At 41.9% G+C, this 16616-nt stretch carries 14 protein-coding genes; 7 read left to right on the top strand and 7 right to left on the bottom strand.

The genetic code is table 11. The annotated features are described in order from the left end of the window. Positions 1–334: 334 nt before the first annotated feature. Entirely contained in the window at positions 335–556 is a 222-nt protein-coding gene (locus tag DWY55_RS20700) for a hypothetical protein (protein ID WP_117795464.1), read from the top strand. 12 nt (positions 557–568) lie between these two features. Beyond that, positions 569–1141: a hypothetical protein gene (locus DWY55_RS20695; RefSeq protein ID WP_005836783.1), complete on the top strand. Its 573-nt coding sequence runs from the start codon at positions 569–571 to the stop codon at positions 1139–1141. Between the two features lie 296 nt (positions 1142–1437). Here the strand turns inward: DWY55_RS20695 and DWY55_RS20690 are convergent, their stop codons facing one another. Then, a complete protein-coding gene (locus DWY55_RS20690; protein WP_005836787.1) occupies positions 1438–1923 on the bottom strand; it encodes a hypothetical protein in 486 nt (161 codons plus the stop codon). Between the two features lie 5 nt (positions 1924–1928). Continuing rightward, on the bottom strand, positions 1929–2486 hold the full coding sequence (locus tag DWY55_RS20685; RefSeq protein WP_005777276.1) for a Panacea domain-containing protein: 558 nt from the start codon (positions 2484–2486) through the stop codon (positions 1929–1931). A gap of 528 nt (positions 2487–3014) precedes the next feature. On the opposite strand from DWY55_RS20685, the gene DWY55_RS20675 reads away from it, so the two are divergent. The 3 genes from DWY55_RS20675 (at position 3015) to DWY55_RS20660 (ending at position 10457) form a co-directional block, all read left to right on the top strand. After that, positions 3015–7052, top strand: coding sequence for an N-6 DNA methylase (locus DWY55_RS20675; protein ID WP_117893062.1), 4038 nt, complete (start codon positions 3015–3017; stop codon positions 7050–7052). Between the two features lie 656 nt (positions 7053–7708). Then, a complete protein-coding gene (gene ltrA / locus DWY55_RS20665) occupies positions 7709–9376 on the top strand; it encodes a group II intron reverse transcriptase/maturase (protein WP_004323414.1) in 1668 nt (555 codons plus the stop codon). Continuing rightward, entirely contained in the window at positions 9360–10457 is a 1098-nt protein-coding gene (locus DWY55_RS20660; RefSeq protein WP_117917767.1) for a DNA methylase, read from the top strand. Before ltrA ends, DWY55_RS20660 begins: the two co-directional genes overlap by 17 nt. A 264-nt stretch (positions 10458–10721) precedes the next feature. Here the strand turns inward: DWY55_RS20660 and DWY55_RS20655 are convergent, their stop codons facing one another. Next, positions 10722–12587 carry a P-loop NTPase fold protein gene (locus DWY55_RS20655; RefSeq protein WP_117795880.1) on the bottom strand — a complete coding sequence of 622 codons (1866 nt, stop codon included), beginning with the start codon at positions 12585–12587 and terminating at the stop codon, positions 10722–10724. A 181-nt stretch (positions 12588–12768) separates the two neighbouring features. Beyond that, positions 12769–13158, bottom strand: a complete 390-nt coding sequence (tssD, locus tag DWY55_RS20645) for a type VI secretion system tube protein TssD (protein WP_005836793.1) — start codon at positions 13156–13158, stop codon at positions 12769–12771. A gap of 429 nt (positions 13159–13587) precedes the next feature. Between tssD and DWY55_RS20640 the strand changes: the two genes are divergently transcribed. Together DWY55_RS20640 and DWY55_RS20635 are read left to right on the top strand one after the other, a co-directional pair. Further along, positions 13588–14343 carry a hypothetical protein gene (locus tag DWY55_RS20640; protein WP_007761407.1) on the top strand — a complete coding sequence of 252 codons (756 nt, stop codon included), beginning with the start codon at positions 13588–13590 and terminating at the stop codon, positions 14341–14343. Between the two features lie 2 nt (positions 14344–14345). Continuing rightward, the gene (locus DWY55_RS20635) at positions 14346–15083 is read left to right on the top strand and encodes a hypothetical protein (RefSeq protein WP_117795878.1); all 738 of its coding nucleotides are present in this window, start codon (positions 14346–14348) and stop codon (positions 15081–15083) included. Between the two features lie 221 nt (positions 15084–15304). Here the strand turns inward: DWY55_RS20635 and DWY55_RS20630 are convergent, their stop codons facing one another. From DWY55_RS20630 to DWY55_RS22610, 3 genes are read right to left on the bottom strand one after another with little or no spacing between them, the layout of a single operon-like run. Continuing rightward, the gene (locus tag DWY55_RS20630) at positions 15305–15574 is read right to left on the bottom strand and encodes a hypothetical protein (RefSeq protein ID WP_117795876.1); all 270 of its coding nucleotides are present in this window, start codon (positions 15572–15574) and stop codon (positions 15305–15307) included. Beyond that, positions 15568–15921 carry a hypothetical protein gene (locus DWY55_RS20625; RefSeq protein ID WP_117795874.1) on the bottom strand — a complete coding sequence of 118 codons (354 nt, stop codon included), beginning with the start codon at positions 15919–15921 and terminating at the stop codon, positions 15568–15570. The genes DWY55_RS20630 and DWY55_RS20625 overlap by 7 nt, the downstream gene beginning before the upstream one ends. A gap of 1 nt (position 15922) precedes the next feature. Next, on the bottom strand, positions 15923–16579 hold the full coding sequence (locus DWY55_RS22610; protein ID WP_310591655.1) for an RHS repeat-associated core domain-containing protein: 657 nt from the start codon (positions 16577–16579) through the stop codon (positions 15923–15925). Positions 16580–16616 lie beyond the last annotated feature (37 nt).

Below are 16616 nucleotides of genomic sequence, written 5' to 3'. Positions count from 1 at the left end.
CGGTTGTCCGTTACCCTGTTTTAACACCCCTGTTTTACAGTTTTATTCATCCCTTTCTATTTGATTGTCATTTATTATCGTTTTGCTGCTGCCGTGCGACCTCTCGTGGACTTATTTTCCCGCAAAGGTAATAGGCTGCTCCAATCTTGCCAATGCCGGCGTTCCGCCGCGAGTGAGCCGCAAAAATCTTCCTCTCCGTCTGTCGAGCGTATTTTTCCGCATCAGCCTTGTCCCGATTGTTTCCGCCACCTTTTGGAGGCAGAAAAATAAATCCCAGAGGTCGCAAACAGGCCGAACAAAGGGAAATAGTAACAATAAAAACAAAAACAGCATTATGAAAACAGAGATTAGGCAGAATGGCAAAGTGATACTATCAAGTACAGACGATATATCCATTCCGATGATTTTCAAAAACTTATGTGGTAAGAACTTTTCTGGAGACGACTATCAAAACTATCTCAGAACAGTTTGTCAGGATATTGGTGTTACGACTGGTGCGATTGAGTATTATGCCGATAACGTTTTGATTGAGAAAGGAACTATTCCTGAATTTTAAAAGCTATATATAATGAAAAGGAAAGAGAAAGCAGCAGTAGATGAATTTGTCGCCCTTGTAGGAGGCAAGACATGGGAGCCTGTACGCCATAAATGTATGGGTAAATGGAGTGGTATGACCGATTACGGTTTTGTCATAGACGGACGGATAACGCTCTTTGTTTCCAATAGTATGGCATACTTTAAGAAACGGATTCGTGAGTGGATTAAGTCGATACATACTTTTGAGGCGAAGAAAGATTGCTACCTCCGCTTACTACGTGAACAAATTGAAAAGGACAACGACAAGGCAAAGGACGAAAAGTTAAATCCTGTCAGACTGATAGACATCGGCATCTTATCCCCCGAAAGCAATAGCCCGTTTGATTTTTTCGCCCCTTATGTGTTAGTCGAAATAAACGGCAGGCGGTTCAAGCATCGAACAGCGGAATTAAGTTGCGCTATTATGGTGGATAGTTTGGCAGGATACCTTGAAGAATGCAACTGCAAAGATATATACACGGCAAGAGCAGTACGTACACCTGACTACATTTTTTGCGGTGTGCGGTTTGACTCCCGTGATAATATGTATAAGATTGGAAAGTAGAGATTAATGATGTCTGAAGAAGTTATCACTTACAACGATAACTCCAGTCGTTTTACAGGACGGCATCAGCATTTGACCCACTAAATACATAAGTTCCCAATTTACGACTGGAGACTTATGTATTTTTCTGTATGGAAAACTAATCAAATAATCGCTGACTTATCATCCAGTCATTAAGCACGTCCGGATCTACACGATTTGTAAGATTCACATTTTTACTCAAACAACCGATTTTCTCACCTTTTAAATAAATAACTGGTGGGGTTAATGTATTCGGATTGTATGATTTAACGCCATTATTTAATAATGCCATAACGCCTTTTAGTTGCATTATCGAACACCTCTGTCTCTCTTAGAAACTGTATAACCCGTTCCCTGTCTTCGGAAATCAGGCAACCTTTCAGTTTACCGTTCTTTTCCGTGATTTTCAATTTTGAAAGCTCGAATATATCGGAACAATCCAGCCAACTGTCATAGTCCAGAATATCACGATAGTTCCGAACCATCAAAGGATATTGGCAGTTCAGTAGCTCTTCCGACCTCTTGGAAGAGTCTATTTCCGAATTTATCAGTAAGGCACCGATAGCGACACCTTCCGGAGTAAAGCCGATAATAACAATATATTTATTGCGGTCTTTATATCCGTCTTTTAGTATCAGTCCGTCCTCTTCGTCCAAGGGAACATAAATAATGTCACCAATTTTGACTGATGACATATCTACTTGTTCAGCTTTGGCCATTATAGCTTTCAGCCTTTCCAATGCACCGGTTTTGTCGTCCATTTGATTTAAGATAAAGCGTTCTTGACAATCTGCTTTTCTCGGATATAATCTACCATGTCCTCGGTAGCTTTTCCTGCTCGGGCTATATCTATAATGGTAATGAAGTTCTTTTGAGGATCATCCTGAATGCGTGTCATCGCTTCTTCCCATGCCGAGTCATGCGACAAATCGGACAAGTCATAAGGGTCTGTATCCTTATATTTAGCGATAGCAGCGTCAAGACAACGTTTGTTGGCACCTGATATATAGTCCATATCGGGTACGGCAGAAGTATATACCTTCTTGTCACGAACCTCTATGTCTGAAAGGAACTCGTCAAAATTCCCATCCAAGGGTTTGCCTTCTGCAATTTGCAGTGCCTTGTAGGTATAGGCTGGCACCGGGCCATGTTTCAATGCTCTGAAAGAGTCTTCGACAATCACTTTGCCATATTTGACAAGATGGTCCTGTTGGGCAAAATAAAGTATTTTAAATAACTTTATATAGTCCACTCCTTGAGTGAAACTCTGCATGATGTAGAGTACCACTGCTCTTATTTTGGCAATCTGTATAGCTGTTTTCATTTCAAAAAAATCTATGCGATTACAAAGATACAACTAATTTGCTGAATAATACGCTCATGATACAAAAAAATAGCCCGTTGCATTTTTTTTCACGACATTTAATACAGTCGTCATTCTGCAATTATCAAGAGATGGGCCAATCCATACGCTTCCACCTCCTTTTATAGTTCACCTTCCCCCCGATTATAGTACGGTCAATCCGTTCCGGTTGTCCGTTACCCTGTTTTAACACCCCTGTTTTACAGTTTTATTCATCCCTTTCTATTTGATTGTCATTTATTATCGTTTTGCTGCTGCCGTGCGACCTCTCGTGGACTTATTTTCCCGCAAAGGTAATAGGCTGCTCCAATCTTGCCAATGCCGGCGTTCCGCCGCGAGTGAGCCGCAAAAATCTTCCTCTCCGTCTGTCGAGCGTATTTTTCCGCATCAGCCTTGTCCCGATTGTTTCCGCCACCTTTTGGAGGCAGAAAAATAAATCCCAGAGGTCGCAAACAGACCGAACAAAGGGAAAAAAAGAAAGGTTAAATTATGAGTTACAACAAATTGAAGTCATTGGTAGCGAACGTGGAAGCCATAGAAACGGCAATGAAAATCCAAGTTCAAGGCAGGCAGGCCACTGCGGAAGAAAAAGAAATTTTATCCCGATATTCTGGTTTCGGGGGTATCAAAGAAGTATTGAATATAGGTACGGACAAACCCATAGGTGGTGATATGAAAGAACCGATACAAAGATTACAGGAGTTAATCAATGCTTACCCTCATTTCACAGAACCCATGCGGCACAATGTCATAGAGGGCATCAAAGCATCTGTACTGACAGCATTTTACACGCCGAAATTCCTTGTTGATGCAGTGGTGCGGCAGATACATGCCACATTCAGCGAAAACGGTCTCAAAATGCGTTCATTTCTCGAACCAAGTGCTGGTATAGGCGGTTTTCTGCCCATAGCCATGTCCGGCACGTATGATTATGCTATTGAGAAAGACCTCATTTCGGGGATGATACTTTCCCTGCTCCATGAAAACACGCTTACACGGACGACTGGGTTTGAAGAAATCGGAGAACAAGGTTTTGAACATACAACTTTCGATGTCATAGCCTCCAACATTCCATTTGGCAATTTCAGGGTGTTCGATGCGGAACTATGGAAGAAAGGCGGTATGTACGAACAGACCACCAAGACCATACACAACTACTTTTTTGTCAAAGCAATGGAGTTGTTGAACGAGGGTGGTTTGTTAGCTTTCGTCACATCGAGGGGCATAGCCGACACGCCCGGCAATAAGTTCGTGCGTGAATATCTTGTAAATCATGCCGACCTGATAAGTGCAATCCGTCTGCCCGATATGCTTTTCATGCAGACAAGCGGTATAGAGGTAGGCAGCGACCTGCTGATATTCCAAAAGCACACGCGCAAGGCGGCACTCTCACAGCGGGAACAACTGTTTTTACAAGTAGGCAGGGAAAAGGCGGACGCCACAGGCACAATGACCGAATACGCCAACAAATTGTTCACCATACCGAAAACCACCCTTGCGACAGGTAGCCGCATTGTACAGAACCAATACGGAAAATATGTACGCAAATACCAATGGCAGGGCAATGAAAATGCCATGTCACAATATCTCGCCGCACTGCTGAAACTTGACTTTGGCCGATATTTCCGCAAAAGTCTTTTCATGGGGGAAGGACAAGGTAGCGAAGATATGCAGATGTCCCTTTTCGGGAGTGTAGCCATGAAACAAGTCGCAAAAGGCAAACGAGCCTACACGGACGGGGTGGAAGCATGGATGAAAGACGGCGCAATGGTGCTGTTTGAGGGACAGGTGGGTACTATCCAATACCGAAAATCAAGTCTTTATCAAGAGGTAGCCATTGATTTTGTACCGGTGGACGAGGGTAAGGTCAATGCAGATAGGGCAAAAGACTATTTCCCTATACGCAAGGCATACTTTGAATTGTCAATCAAAGAGAGGGAAGAACAAAAAGAGGATAACGGATTGCGTGGAGAGCTGAACGCCCGATACGATGCCTTTGTTGCCAAATGGGGTTGTTTCCACGAGAACGACAACAAGGAGTTTATCATGCTTGACAGCCTCGGTGTGGAAGTCTTTACAATAGAAATGCAGCTTGGAAAGGATTTAGTCAAGTCCGACATCATGCGTGAACCTGTGGCGTTCAAGAAGATAGACCCGAACAAACGGCTGACACCGATTGAAGCGTTGGCAAGCAGCTTGAATTTCTACGGCAGGGTTGATATGGACTACCTGATGCAGTCCACGGATAGTGCCGAGGAAGAAATCATCGGCGACCTCAAAGGTGAGATATTTTACAATCCTGTTATCGGGGAGTGGGAGCACAAAGGCAAGTTCCTTTCAGGCAATGTCATTGCCAAATGCAAGGAGATAGGTTCTTACTTGTCCGAACTCACGGACAGGGAAAAAGATTGGACGGAAACTGCTGTAAAGGCTTTGGCGGATGCGACACCCGAAGCGATACCCTACGAGGAACTCGATATTAACATGGGTGAGCGTTGGATTGATACAAAGTTATATGCCGATTTTGCAACTGAACTTTTCGAGACCGAGACAAGCGTAATGTATTTCGATGTGAACGACACCTACATAGTACGCCTGCAAAGTTACTCTCCGGTGGCTTACAACACCTATTCCGTTCGTAACTATGACGGTGGGGATTTGTTTGTTCATGCCCTGCATGATACTGTACCTGAAATCACGAAAGAGATATACCGCAATGGTGATAAGGTGCGTGTGCCGGACGAGGAAGCCATACAGGAGGCAGCCACCAAGATACAGGAGATTAGAGACCGTTTCAACCGCTGGCTTGACAGGCAGCCGATAGAGGTTCGGGACGAGCTGGTGAGGGTGTATAACGAGCGTTTCAACTGCTATGTCAGGCCGCATTATGACGGTTCGGCACAGACCTTTCCGCAGCTCTCTTTCGAGCAATTTCCATACGACAGCCTCTATCCCTCACAGAAAGATGCTATCTGGATGATTAAGCAGAACGGAGGCGGTATCTGTTGGCACGAGGTAGGCACAGGCAAGACGATGATAATGTGTGTTGCCGCCTACGAAATGAAACGTCTCGGATTGGCACACAAGCCGCTTATTATCGGGCTGAAAGCCAATGTGCACGAAATCGCCGATACGTTCCGCAAGGCATACCCTACGGCCAAAGTTCTCTATCCGGGCAAGGAAGATTTTACCCCTGCCAACAGGCAAGAGGTCTTTTCAAAAATCAAGAATAATAATTGGGACTGCATCATACTTACGCACGACCAGTTCGCCAAGATACCGCAGTCAGAAGAGACCATGATAGATATATTCACGGAAGAGCTTGCCGATGTGGAGCGTAACCTCGAATTTTTGGAGCAATCCACCATGCGCTACCGCAGCGGAAAGATGCAGGACGGACTGGAGAAGCGCAAACAGAACCTTGCAGCCAAACTTAAGGAGTTGGAAATGAAAATCAACGAACGGAAAGACGATGCGGTGGACTTTCACACAATGGGCATAGACCACATATTTGTCGATGAGAGCCATGTAATGAAAAATTTAATGTTTCAGACACGCCACACGAGGGTTGCAGGTATCGGCAATACCAAAGGCTCGCAAAGGGCGATGAACCTGCTGTTTGCCATCCGTGACATTCAGCGCCGGACAGGTCGTGACCTTGGGGCTACGTTTCTGTCGGGTACAGTGGTGGTAAATGCACTGACCGAACTATATGTGATGTTCAAGTATTTGCGTCCGCAGGAGCTTCAACGGCAACGGATTAGCTGTTTCGATGCGTGGGCAGCCATATTCACAAAGAAAACGGCAGATTATGAATTGAATGTGACAGGCTCGGTGAAGCGCAAAGAGCGTTTTCGTACTTACATCAAAGTACCGGAGCTGGCAATGTTCCTGCGTGAGATTACGGATTACCGTACAGCCGACATGATAAATCTTGATGTGCCTGAGAAGAACGTGCGTTTCCTCTCTTATCCCCCGACAATCGAGCAGGAGGAAATGATAGGACGCTTGGTATCTTTCGCCGGTAGCGGCCAGTGGGAGGACTTGGGGCTTGACGTTCCGCAACCCGACAACCTCGACAAGGCGAAAATGTTGGTTGCGACCAATGTAGCCCGAAAAATGGCTCTTGATATGCGCTTGTTGGGTTGCAAGTTCAAGGATGATGCCGATAACAAGGCTTCTATCTGTGCGAGGACAATCTATGACTACTATATACGCTCGAATGACAATCGGGGTACACAGTTCGTGTTCAGCGACCTTGGTACATACAAACCGAACGAATGGAACGTATATACCGACATCAAAGAAAAGTTGGTACGGCTCGGTATTCCTGCTGATGAAATACAGTTTATCCAATGCGCCACTACCGAGAGGGCAAGAAAAAAGCTGTTTGAAGAAATGAACAATGGCAAGGTGCGAGTTCTTTTTGGAAGCACGACCATGTTAGGCACAGGTGTGAACGCCCAGCAAAGGGCTGTAGCGGTGCATCACCTTGAAATACCTTGGGTGCGACATGAAGTCGCATAGATAATTGTTGGAATGATACTTACGGGTATCAGCTTTAACCCGCTGTTCCGTCAGCGGTAGCCTACCGACCGATGCACCTTAATGTTGTATTAAGCGGTCGGGACGAAGTACACTTTCGCAAGACAAGACAGAACCGTGAGGGGAAGTCAAGTACGGTTAGTATCATACCGTAGAGTGGCGAGGCTGGATAGTATGGTTAGCGCAAGCGAACTGTTAGTAAACTTCGTAATGTCACGAAAGAGTGTAAGATACTGGCACACTCTACCCAAAAGGGAAGCGGTCGGTTAATCCTCTCCATGGTAGGATTACACGGATATAAGCACCGCCGGAGGATGAGACAGAACCTAACCTATCCGTTAGTTATCTATGTGGAACATGGTAAGCCTGTATATCTCCTGTCATGTAAAAATGACAGGTAAGCTGACAGCAATGAAAGCCGAATGGTGTGCAGGTATAAGATAACAGAAAAAGCGAATGCCGTTCTGTAATGGAGCGGATACGGATTGAACCGACATCACGGGCTGATGTGGGCGACATCATCCGACACGAAAGTGGGCAGACTTCTGTGACGACATTAGGTAGGCAATCAAACCGAATGTTGTCAAATGGTGATTCTTTACAATTAACTTTTAGAACTTTCAAAAGGAGGAAAGCAAATGAACGAAAACAAGACATCGTGTGCGCCTGCTGACAATCAGCAAACACTTTGGGACAGAATAGACTGGACTAAAGCGGAGTTGGCTGTCAGAAAGCTACAAGCACGAATTGTAAAGGCTCAGAAGGAAGGCAGATACAACAAGGTGAAAGCCTTGCAGTGGACGCTGACCCACTCTTTTTACGCAAAAGCCTTAGCCGTAAAGAGAGTTACTTCTAACGGAGGTGGCAACACCCCCGGAGTGGACATGGAAACATGGGAGAAACCCGAAGCAAAAACACAAGCAATAAGCGAACTCAAACGCAGAGGCTACCAGCCGAAGCCATTGAGAAGAGTCCACATCAAAAAGAGTAATGGCAAACTGCGACCGTTGGGAATACCGACAATGAAAGACAGAGCCATGCAAGCACTCTACCTTATGGCATTAGAACCAGTGTCGGAAACAACAGCCGACTCACGTTCATACGGTTTCCGCAAGGAACGCCGCTGTATGGACGCGGTAATGCAATGCCATAACATTCTCCGAAAAGGCTATTCTCCCGAATGGATTCTGGAGGGTGACATAAAGGGGTGCTTCGACCATATCAGCCATGAATGGCTGCTTGCCAACATCCCTATGGACAAGGCAATACTCCGAAAATGGTTGAAATGCGGCTATATCTTCAACAAACAGATGTTCCCGACAGAGGAGGGAACGCCACAAGGTGGCATTATCTCTCCCACGCTTGCCAATATGACATTGGACGGATTGCAGAAAGTCCTTGCAGAGAAATATAAACGAGTTAGAATCAAAGGTAAGTTATATTCGCCAATGGTGAATCTTGTCCGTTACGCTGATGACTTTATAATTACCTGCGAGAACCGTGAAACACTTGAAAAGGAAATCAAGCCATTGGTAGCCGACTTTATGTCTGAAAGAGGTCTGACCTTATCAGAAGAAAAGACGGTGATAACCAATATCCGTGACGGTTTCGATTTTCTCGGTTTCAACATCCGCAAATTCGGCAATGAAATATTGACCAAGCCGACCAAGAAAGCCGAAAAACGCTTTATGGAGAATATCCGTAAGGTGACAAAAGGTCATAAGGGTTGCAAGCAGGAATCATTAATCAGGATGTTGAATGCTAAAATTCGAGGATGGGGAGCATATTATCAGCATGGGGCGACACGTGATTCTTTTCACAGAATCGACCATCAGATATTTCTCGCCTTGTGGCAATGGGCTAAACGCCGTCATTCCAAGAAAGGGAAACAGTGGATAAAAGACCGCTATTGGCACAATATCCGAGGGAACAGCTGGACTTTTGCGGCTAAGTTCAAGAAATCAAACGGCAAAGAAGACCAACTTACCTTGTTGAAACTGGCATCTTCGTTTCCTTTTCTGCAATATACGCAGATAAAGGGGGACATGAATCCGTTTGACGCAGACTGCCGCCTGTACTTCAATAAAAGAATGAAGTCAAAGATGCTTGTGACGCTGAAAGGACGTAAATCCCTGCTTTACCTATGGGAAAAGCAAGGTCGGAAATGTCCGATATGTGGTGAACCGATTGACACGCATAAGGCATGGAATGTAATGCCGACCGTACAAGACGGACGGAAATGCAATCTGTTGGTTCATGATGAATGTTTCAAATTATCCCGTAAAAACAATGGAAACAAGAAGTAGGATGAGCCGGTCTCTGCACACGAACAGAGACTTTGAAAAGCTTGAGCCGTATGAGGGGAAACCCTCACGTACGGTTCTGAGGGGGGAAGAGGGCAGTAATGCCCTTGACCTACCCGATCGACCTGCTGACATGGAACAACGAAACGGCAGGGCAATACGCAAAGGCAACACCGTAAAGCTGTGGGGTGGTAATGTGGTAGATGTCGTAATTTATGGTACGGAAAAGACCCTCGACGCCTATAAGTTTAATCTGTTGAAAAACAAGCAAATGTTTATCAACCAAATTAACAACGGCACAATCGCCGTGCGCCGTATCGACGAGGGAGGCATGGATGAGGACAGCGGTATGAACTTTGCCGAGTTCGTGGCTATTCTGTCAGGCAATAACGACTTGCTGAACAAGACGAAGCTCGACAACAAGATTATGCAGCTTGAAAAGGAACAGGCTATTTTCAAGAAAGAACGCATCCGTGCCGAGCGTAAAATAGCTGCCGGTCAGGGAGAAATCGAAAAGGCAAAGCGTACAGAGGCCAATCTCATGAGGGATTTGGAATACATCAACTCGTATAATGGGACAAAGGCAACCTTGCTTTTGAGCTTGCCGCAAGCCACTACCGAGGAAGTAGGCCGGGAGTTGCACCGTATTGCCAAGACCTACCGCAACGAAGCGTATAACACAGTTGGCACGTATGCAGGGCTGAACTTGTTGGTGCGTAGCGAGTACAGCATAGACGGTACGTTTGACCGCAATACATTCTTTGTAGAGGGTATAAGTGGATTGAAATACCGATGCGGCCTGAGCGGTGCACTGCCGCTTGGTTTCGTTGAGTCGGCACAATATCCGCATGGAGCATTAAGCAAATTGCCCTCTCTTATCGAGAAGCAACAAAAGGCGGTAGAGCGGATAGAAAGCGAAATTCCCACATTACAAGACATCATTTGTCGCCAGTGGAGTAAAGCCGATGAACTGTCAAGGCTCAAACAGGAATGTAAGGAACTTCAACACAGGATTGATGAAAGCCTGAAAGAGACCGGACAACCGCAGGCAGCCAAACACGAAGCTATTGCCGAAGCTGCTTGACATAATCATAATTTCAACCGTTCCCTCTGCATGGTCGTGATGACCGGGCAGAGGGATTTTTTGCGCTCCGGTCTGCCGACGGCTCTACTCTTTTATGGCATCCTTCCTCCCTTTATAGCCTCCCGATTCCCCGCCGCCACCCGTTTCCATTTATAGCCCTCATATCCTCTATTTTAACCCAATTAGGAATAATGGTCTTTCATCGCGTCTCCGTTTTTTACGATACGCCATTTTTAGCTTCTACATTGGCATCAATGTATCACTTTAGCCTTCACACCTCCTAATAGCTTCAATCAAGACATCTTTTAACCTTATGAAGGCAAGTTTATCCACTCCTTTTGATATGCTGATTTCATTACCGACCAAATCTTTCAGTTTGAGTAAACAAGGAATATCTGCCTTATATCTGTCTCCCACATCTTGTAGGTCATAGTCAAAATTATAATGATAAGCAAGAAATTGCGTAAAAGCATTTCTGCTTTTATTGCTTAGTTTGCAGATAGCATCAAAAAGGGCATTGGCATCTTCAGATGCAAATATCGCACGAAGTTCGTATGTACAACTTTTATCTGGATAAGGCAATCTGTCTATAATTATAAGTTCCTCTACTGTTCCTTCAGTCAAATTACGCAGTGCTTTTTGCATTTGATCCGGCAACTCATTTATCTTTGATTTCATCTGCTGCAAGAAATAGCCCACAATATCATCTGTTATTGGAGTCTTGACATCTGTGGTTACATAATTACATCCACTAATAAAAAGCCCTCTTAGCTGATAAAGTTCCTCTAAACTGGTTTGACTATTAATCATTTCTGCTATTCTCTCTTTTATTGAAGAGATATGAGGCTTTATATCAGAAAAAATACCAATAGCGTCAAAATACGATAGATACGCAATACTATAACCAAGTTGATAAGCGTCTTTTATCTCTTTATCCAATATGGCTTTTATAGTAGCCTGACAAATACTTTCAAGTTTTTGCTGTTCCATGTCGAAAAAGCCGGATAGCATTTCCCAAGGTTTTAGCTCTTTTTGCTTATCCTTTATTTCCGTAACAATAAATTCTACAAGTGGAGCACCTGTGATAATATATTGTATAATAGCCGTAACATACTCCGGATTTAAGACATTATAAATTAACCCCTTGTTCAAAGAGTGATATTTTTCCCTTAGATGCTGTATCCTTTGCTTATCCTCATTATCATCTTGGAGTAGTGAAATCTGACAATCTCTACTCCAATTACAAATTAACTCTTTGTTCTCACTATTATTATACTCTGCATACACAGCAATAAATGACCCAAGAATATTTTTAAGAAAGATATTATCCTTTTCAATCAGTTCGGAAGGAAGTTTGTTTAAGTGGCTTTTAAAATCATACAAGCATTGTCTCAAAACCCGTAAGTTATCGGATTTTGTACACATAAAACAGGCAATAATGAAATCACGCATTTCTTTCAAATAATCGGATACCGGTACTTCGTTAAGGAAGTATTCGATAGCTTCTTCTATATCGGGTTGTATTTCAAATTCCTTGCCTATGGTCTTTTCCTTAAACTCACCCAATACAGCCTTGGGAAGTTCTTCAAGGTGGTTTTCATCCCCAATTATGACAACATGGCAATTACAGTGCTCTACAAAATAGTTGATGAAGCCTAACAATTCCTTCATTTCTATCAGGCACCTTTCGATGTCATCGAATATCAGAAATTTTACACCTTTTATACTGTCGTCTTCCACTTGTAGTAACGACAATGAATCCAGTGTTGCGGAAAATGAACCATCCTCTTTAGAGTTGTCATTAAAATCCACACTCGTCTTGAAGACTACCTTACCGGCTAATTTCAAAATACCCTTTATGAAACGCCCGGTTTTCGAATAGAAGAAAGGATTTAATTCCCTATCTATAGCTGTCTTGATGTCATTCACGCTATCCATTCCATAGGTCGAAATATAGATGGGCTTTAGCGTAATTTCCTCGTCGGTATCTGCGGGCTCGTCAAACCTCTTCTTCCATTGTTTTATAAGATGGGTTTTGCCGCATCCCCATTTTCCTTTCAGCATCACGGCATACTGAGGATTAGGATTGTCAGCATAGCTGTTTAAAAAATCAAGAATTAAAGTGTTCATACCTTTGTTATTAACATAATTCTATTTTAACTCCATTGGGAAACTGGAATGTAGCAATAGGAACATTAAATATGAAATAGTAAAAGACGCTGCAAATCCATTATCACCACATCCACAATGAACAAAGTTAGTGATATTTCTTGATACATAATATCCATACAACTAAATTTCATGTTTCTTCTTACCATTGATTGCTTAAATATGCGTCTCCTATCATAATAATATCCGCAGAAAATGTGATGGTAGAATACATTTGGCGTTTCCTGTCAACATTGTAAATCTCTTTATAATACACGATATACGCATATTTGAACTCTACGACACGAAAGATTGAATTATCCTTAGTGTTATAATAAATCACCTTGCCGCTTATCGCTTTGAAAGGGCAGTTTACCATTGCTTCAAGAATAGTAGTTTCTCTGGTAGATTCAACGGTTATAGTAATACGTCCGCCAATAACATTTGTCACCGGCCTTCCTTTATTATCTGTCTTGCGGTTAAATTCAATATGTGATGAAATCACTTCTATGTCCTTTCCTTGCAAGCACACGGTTGCCTTTAATTCTGCCATGCTGATCTTATTATTTATTATAAAACCAAGACATTTCGCCTTGGTTAAAGCAGTCAGACCGCTTTCAAGACAAGAAAGAGGATATCATATTTCGCAAAAATAGTGTTTTCCCTTGAACATAACAAACAATCAATTAAATTTATTAACCGACTAAATAGAAGAAACTCTGTTTACAGGCTATCCTCCCTTCTGAAATATTATCCTACATGGTCTCTTTTCTCGTTCTGCTATTCAATTCATCACAGGCAAAGCAAACCGGCTGTTGAACAAAAGAGGTTAAATCGTAATCATTCATTGCATTCTTTTTGTTCTTATGGTGGAATGTTTTATTAGTGAGTGAGGGCTGTTGTGTAATTCTCTTGTTACAGTTCAGGCAGGAGCCTTATGCGATGGCATTATTGATGTTTAACCCCTATAAACTTGCAAGTTATGAGAAAAAACGCTAATTTTGCGAATCACAAATGTGCGCTTAGGTGCGCTTTACTGATTAATATGCTGAAATTGAAACAGTTAGTATCTAATCTTTATCACTTCGCCTTTGGAGAAGAAGTGCGTACCAACGGTATGGATGCCGATGGTACTATTCGTGTGGCGGCTGGAGATCCAACGTTGAGTGTAACTCCGTTGAAAGGTCTTGAGTTGTTACCTGATAGGGTTCCGTGTGAAAATTCAATGTTGGATATCTCTGGGTATAGATATTCTGAAGAACCCAAAATATTTACTGTTGAAGGCTCTTCCATGTCACCCGAAGATATTTCTAATGGCGATAAATTATTATGTAGAGAAGTAGAAGCTGATGCAATAAAGTTAATTGAACAAGGAAAATTTGCGGTAATTGCAGTTGATAGAAAATACTATGAATATAAAAACAAAGAGTTGAAGTTTGATTATAAGTTGCGTCATACCTTATTTAGAGTTCCTGTAGGAATCTCTATTGAGCAGTTGATAGACTCTTTGAAAAAGATAACTAATAGTATCTTTTTGGAAAAAAACCAAAAGAACTTAAGAAGCAAATATGACGAGGCTATTGAGTTTTATGGTAATGAAAGAGAACTTATGCTGTCAGTTACATATCGAAAAGGAGAATTGCGTTATTCTTTCCATCCGATTGATTTAATAAAGTACGTTGCAGAGTATGTATTAAAGCATAATGGAGAAGAATGGAGAGCCAAAAAACTTGAATAGAAATGTCGGAAATAGAATGTGTCAATCTACTTGCATTCATACAATTTACAATCGCTTTTGATTTTGGACTATACTATCTTGATGATAAACACGCACTGACTAAAATATATCGCAAATACCAGATGGATTTAAGGGCATCGGTACAAGCGATATTGCAACGTGCCGATGAAACTATAAAAGAGAGTCTAAAAAGTGAGGACGAGGAATGTATTTTAAAAAGTGCCTATTTGGATAAGGCTTATCGCCGTTTAAAATATCTGACTGATGGAAATCAACTCAACTTGGAAGGGTGTGGCTTTATCGGTTTATATGCGGGATTGTATGGATTTTTATGTTTGTTTTGCATAGGAATATTTGGTTGTCAGCATGATACAATCATTAAAACTTATATTCTCGTTAGTTCTCAGATAATTTTATTCTTAGAACTGTTAATCTCCGTGTATAATTTTACGCAGGGGGATTGTAAGAAATATAGTAGAAATACATGGGCGAATATAAAACTTATTATATTCATCATTTTATTTGCAGGTGGGATTTCTACTTTTGATTTGGCTTATAGGTGCTTTCCGGAATTTGAACTACCGTTTATCGTTATAAGCCTGATAGTGTTGCTCTTTCCTCTTCTTCTATTTGTGGGATATATAATAATTTCGCGTATAGTAGTGAAAGCTCTGAAAAGAAAATGTAAGCGTCGCATACAAAAAGTGAAGAAATGTCTGAACAATAAAGTCACACCGTAAGATTAGGCGTTTGACATAAAATCTGTTTAGGCCGAGCTATCCGCGTAATAGCTCGGCTTGTTTTTTTAAAATGAGGGAAAGGTTATTTAGGTAGATGATATTTGTCCTTTATATGCTCGGCCACGTGTTCGACTTCCGGGAACAACGTTGATTTGTCTATGCCGAGAGCTTCAAGCTGCTTCCTGATATTCTGCTTCTGCGCTTTATTGATGATGTCTTAATTATAAACAGCCATGTATTGTGTAGTACATACCAACCTCATCACCAGTCTCATTATCTGTAAAAATAAACAATTCATCCGTAAGAGCGCAGTTTTTAATGACAACCAATAGTGCCAACCTTATGTTCATCAAATAAACTCGTAGCTTTACTCTAAATATTACAAATTGGCTTCCTGTTGCTTTAGGTTTTCCCCTGCGAGGATTTGCCAACATTGGGCCACTTACAGCGTTAAATTCATGAGATAAATATCCAACCTCTAATTTCACCATTCGTCAGTATCAAAATTCAATTCTCTAACATATTTTTTACTTTTAAGTGTGTTTTGAAGTTTTTGAACATACTCTATTTTATCATTTTCATTCAAAATAATATTGCAAGAAATTAAAAAAAATGGATGTATTTTTTGAGATTTATTCAAATAATACCCTAAAGAATTGCCATAGAAAATACTAAAACAACTAATTTTATTTTTTTGACTTTTATCTAAATAATATACCTCTTGATTTTCTGCAAATTCATCTTTTATTAATTTAATGCCTAACTCAATTTCTATATCTTTTACAAAGGTCTCAATATCTTCCGTAAAGATTCCATAAGTTATATAAAATCCTTTCATCTTAGCCACATTTAATTTTATAACTCTTTCCTTTTGCTCTTACAGAAATTTCGCTATCAAATATCCTAAAGTTAATATCACGCCCAAAACGATTTGATAAATCATCGGCTAAATCTCCAAATCCTAATTTACGCATTGCATCTGCGTCTAAAGGCATAGAATAAGGGTATCCAGCTTTGCCTAAACCTAAATTTTGCGTTTTTGCTAATAAGTCAGGATTAACAATAGCCACATCAAAATCACTCACTCTTCCTACATCAAAAGGAACTCCAGTGCTAAAACTACGACCAGTTACAGAACTTCCTTGCATAAAAATATCTGACCCTTTAAATCCTCCCCGTGCCAGTGTTGCTTGAATTTGAGTACCGAATTGTTTTAGCTCACCAAAACTTTTAAATCCTGAAATAGGTGATATTGATAAACCAAAAATATCTGTAAAAGCATTTATATCTTTCACATATCCATAAAGTGTTGGATTGTTACCCGCCAGTCCAATGGGATCAGAAGAAATATATATCCCCATATCCGGCGAGTAGTACCTGAACCTGTTGTAATACAGCCCCGTTTCTTCATCCTCATACTGTCCCTGATACCTGAACGGCACGAGCATCCGGTCCCCATGGCATTCCGCCACCCTGCCGTACACGTCCAGCAGCATCTCCCAGACAAGCTCTCCCTTGCTGTCGTATGCCTGC

The sequence above is a fragment of the Bacteroides sp. AF25-38AC genome (assembly GCF_003602995.1).
Lineage (GTDB): Bacteria > Bacteroidota > Bacteroidia > Bacteroidales > Bacteroidaceae > Bacteroides > Bacteroides uniformis.
This window is presented reverse-complemented; position numbering and strand designations above follow the sequence as displayed.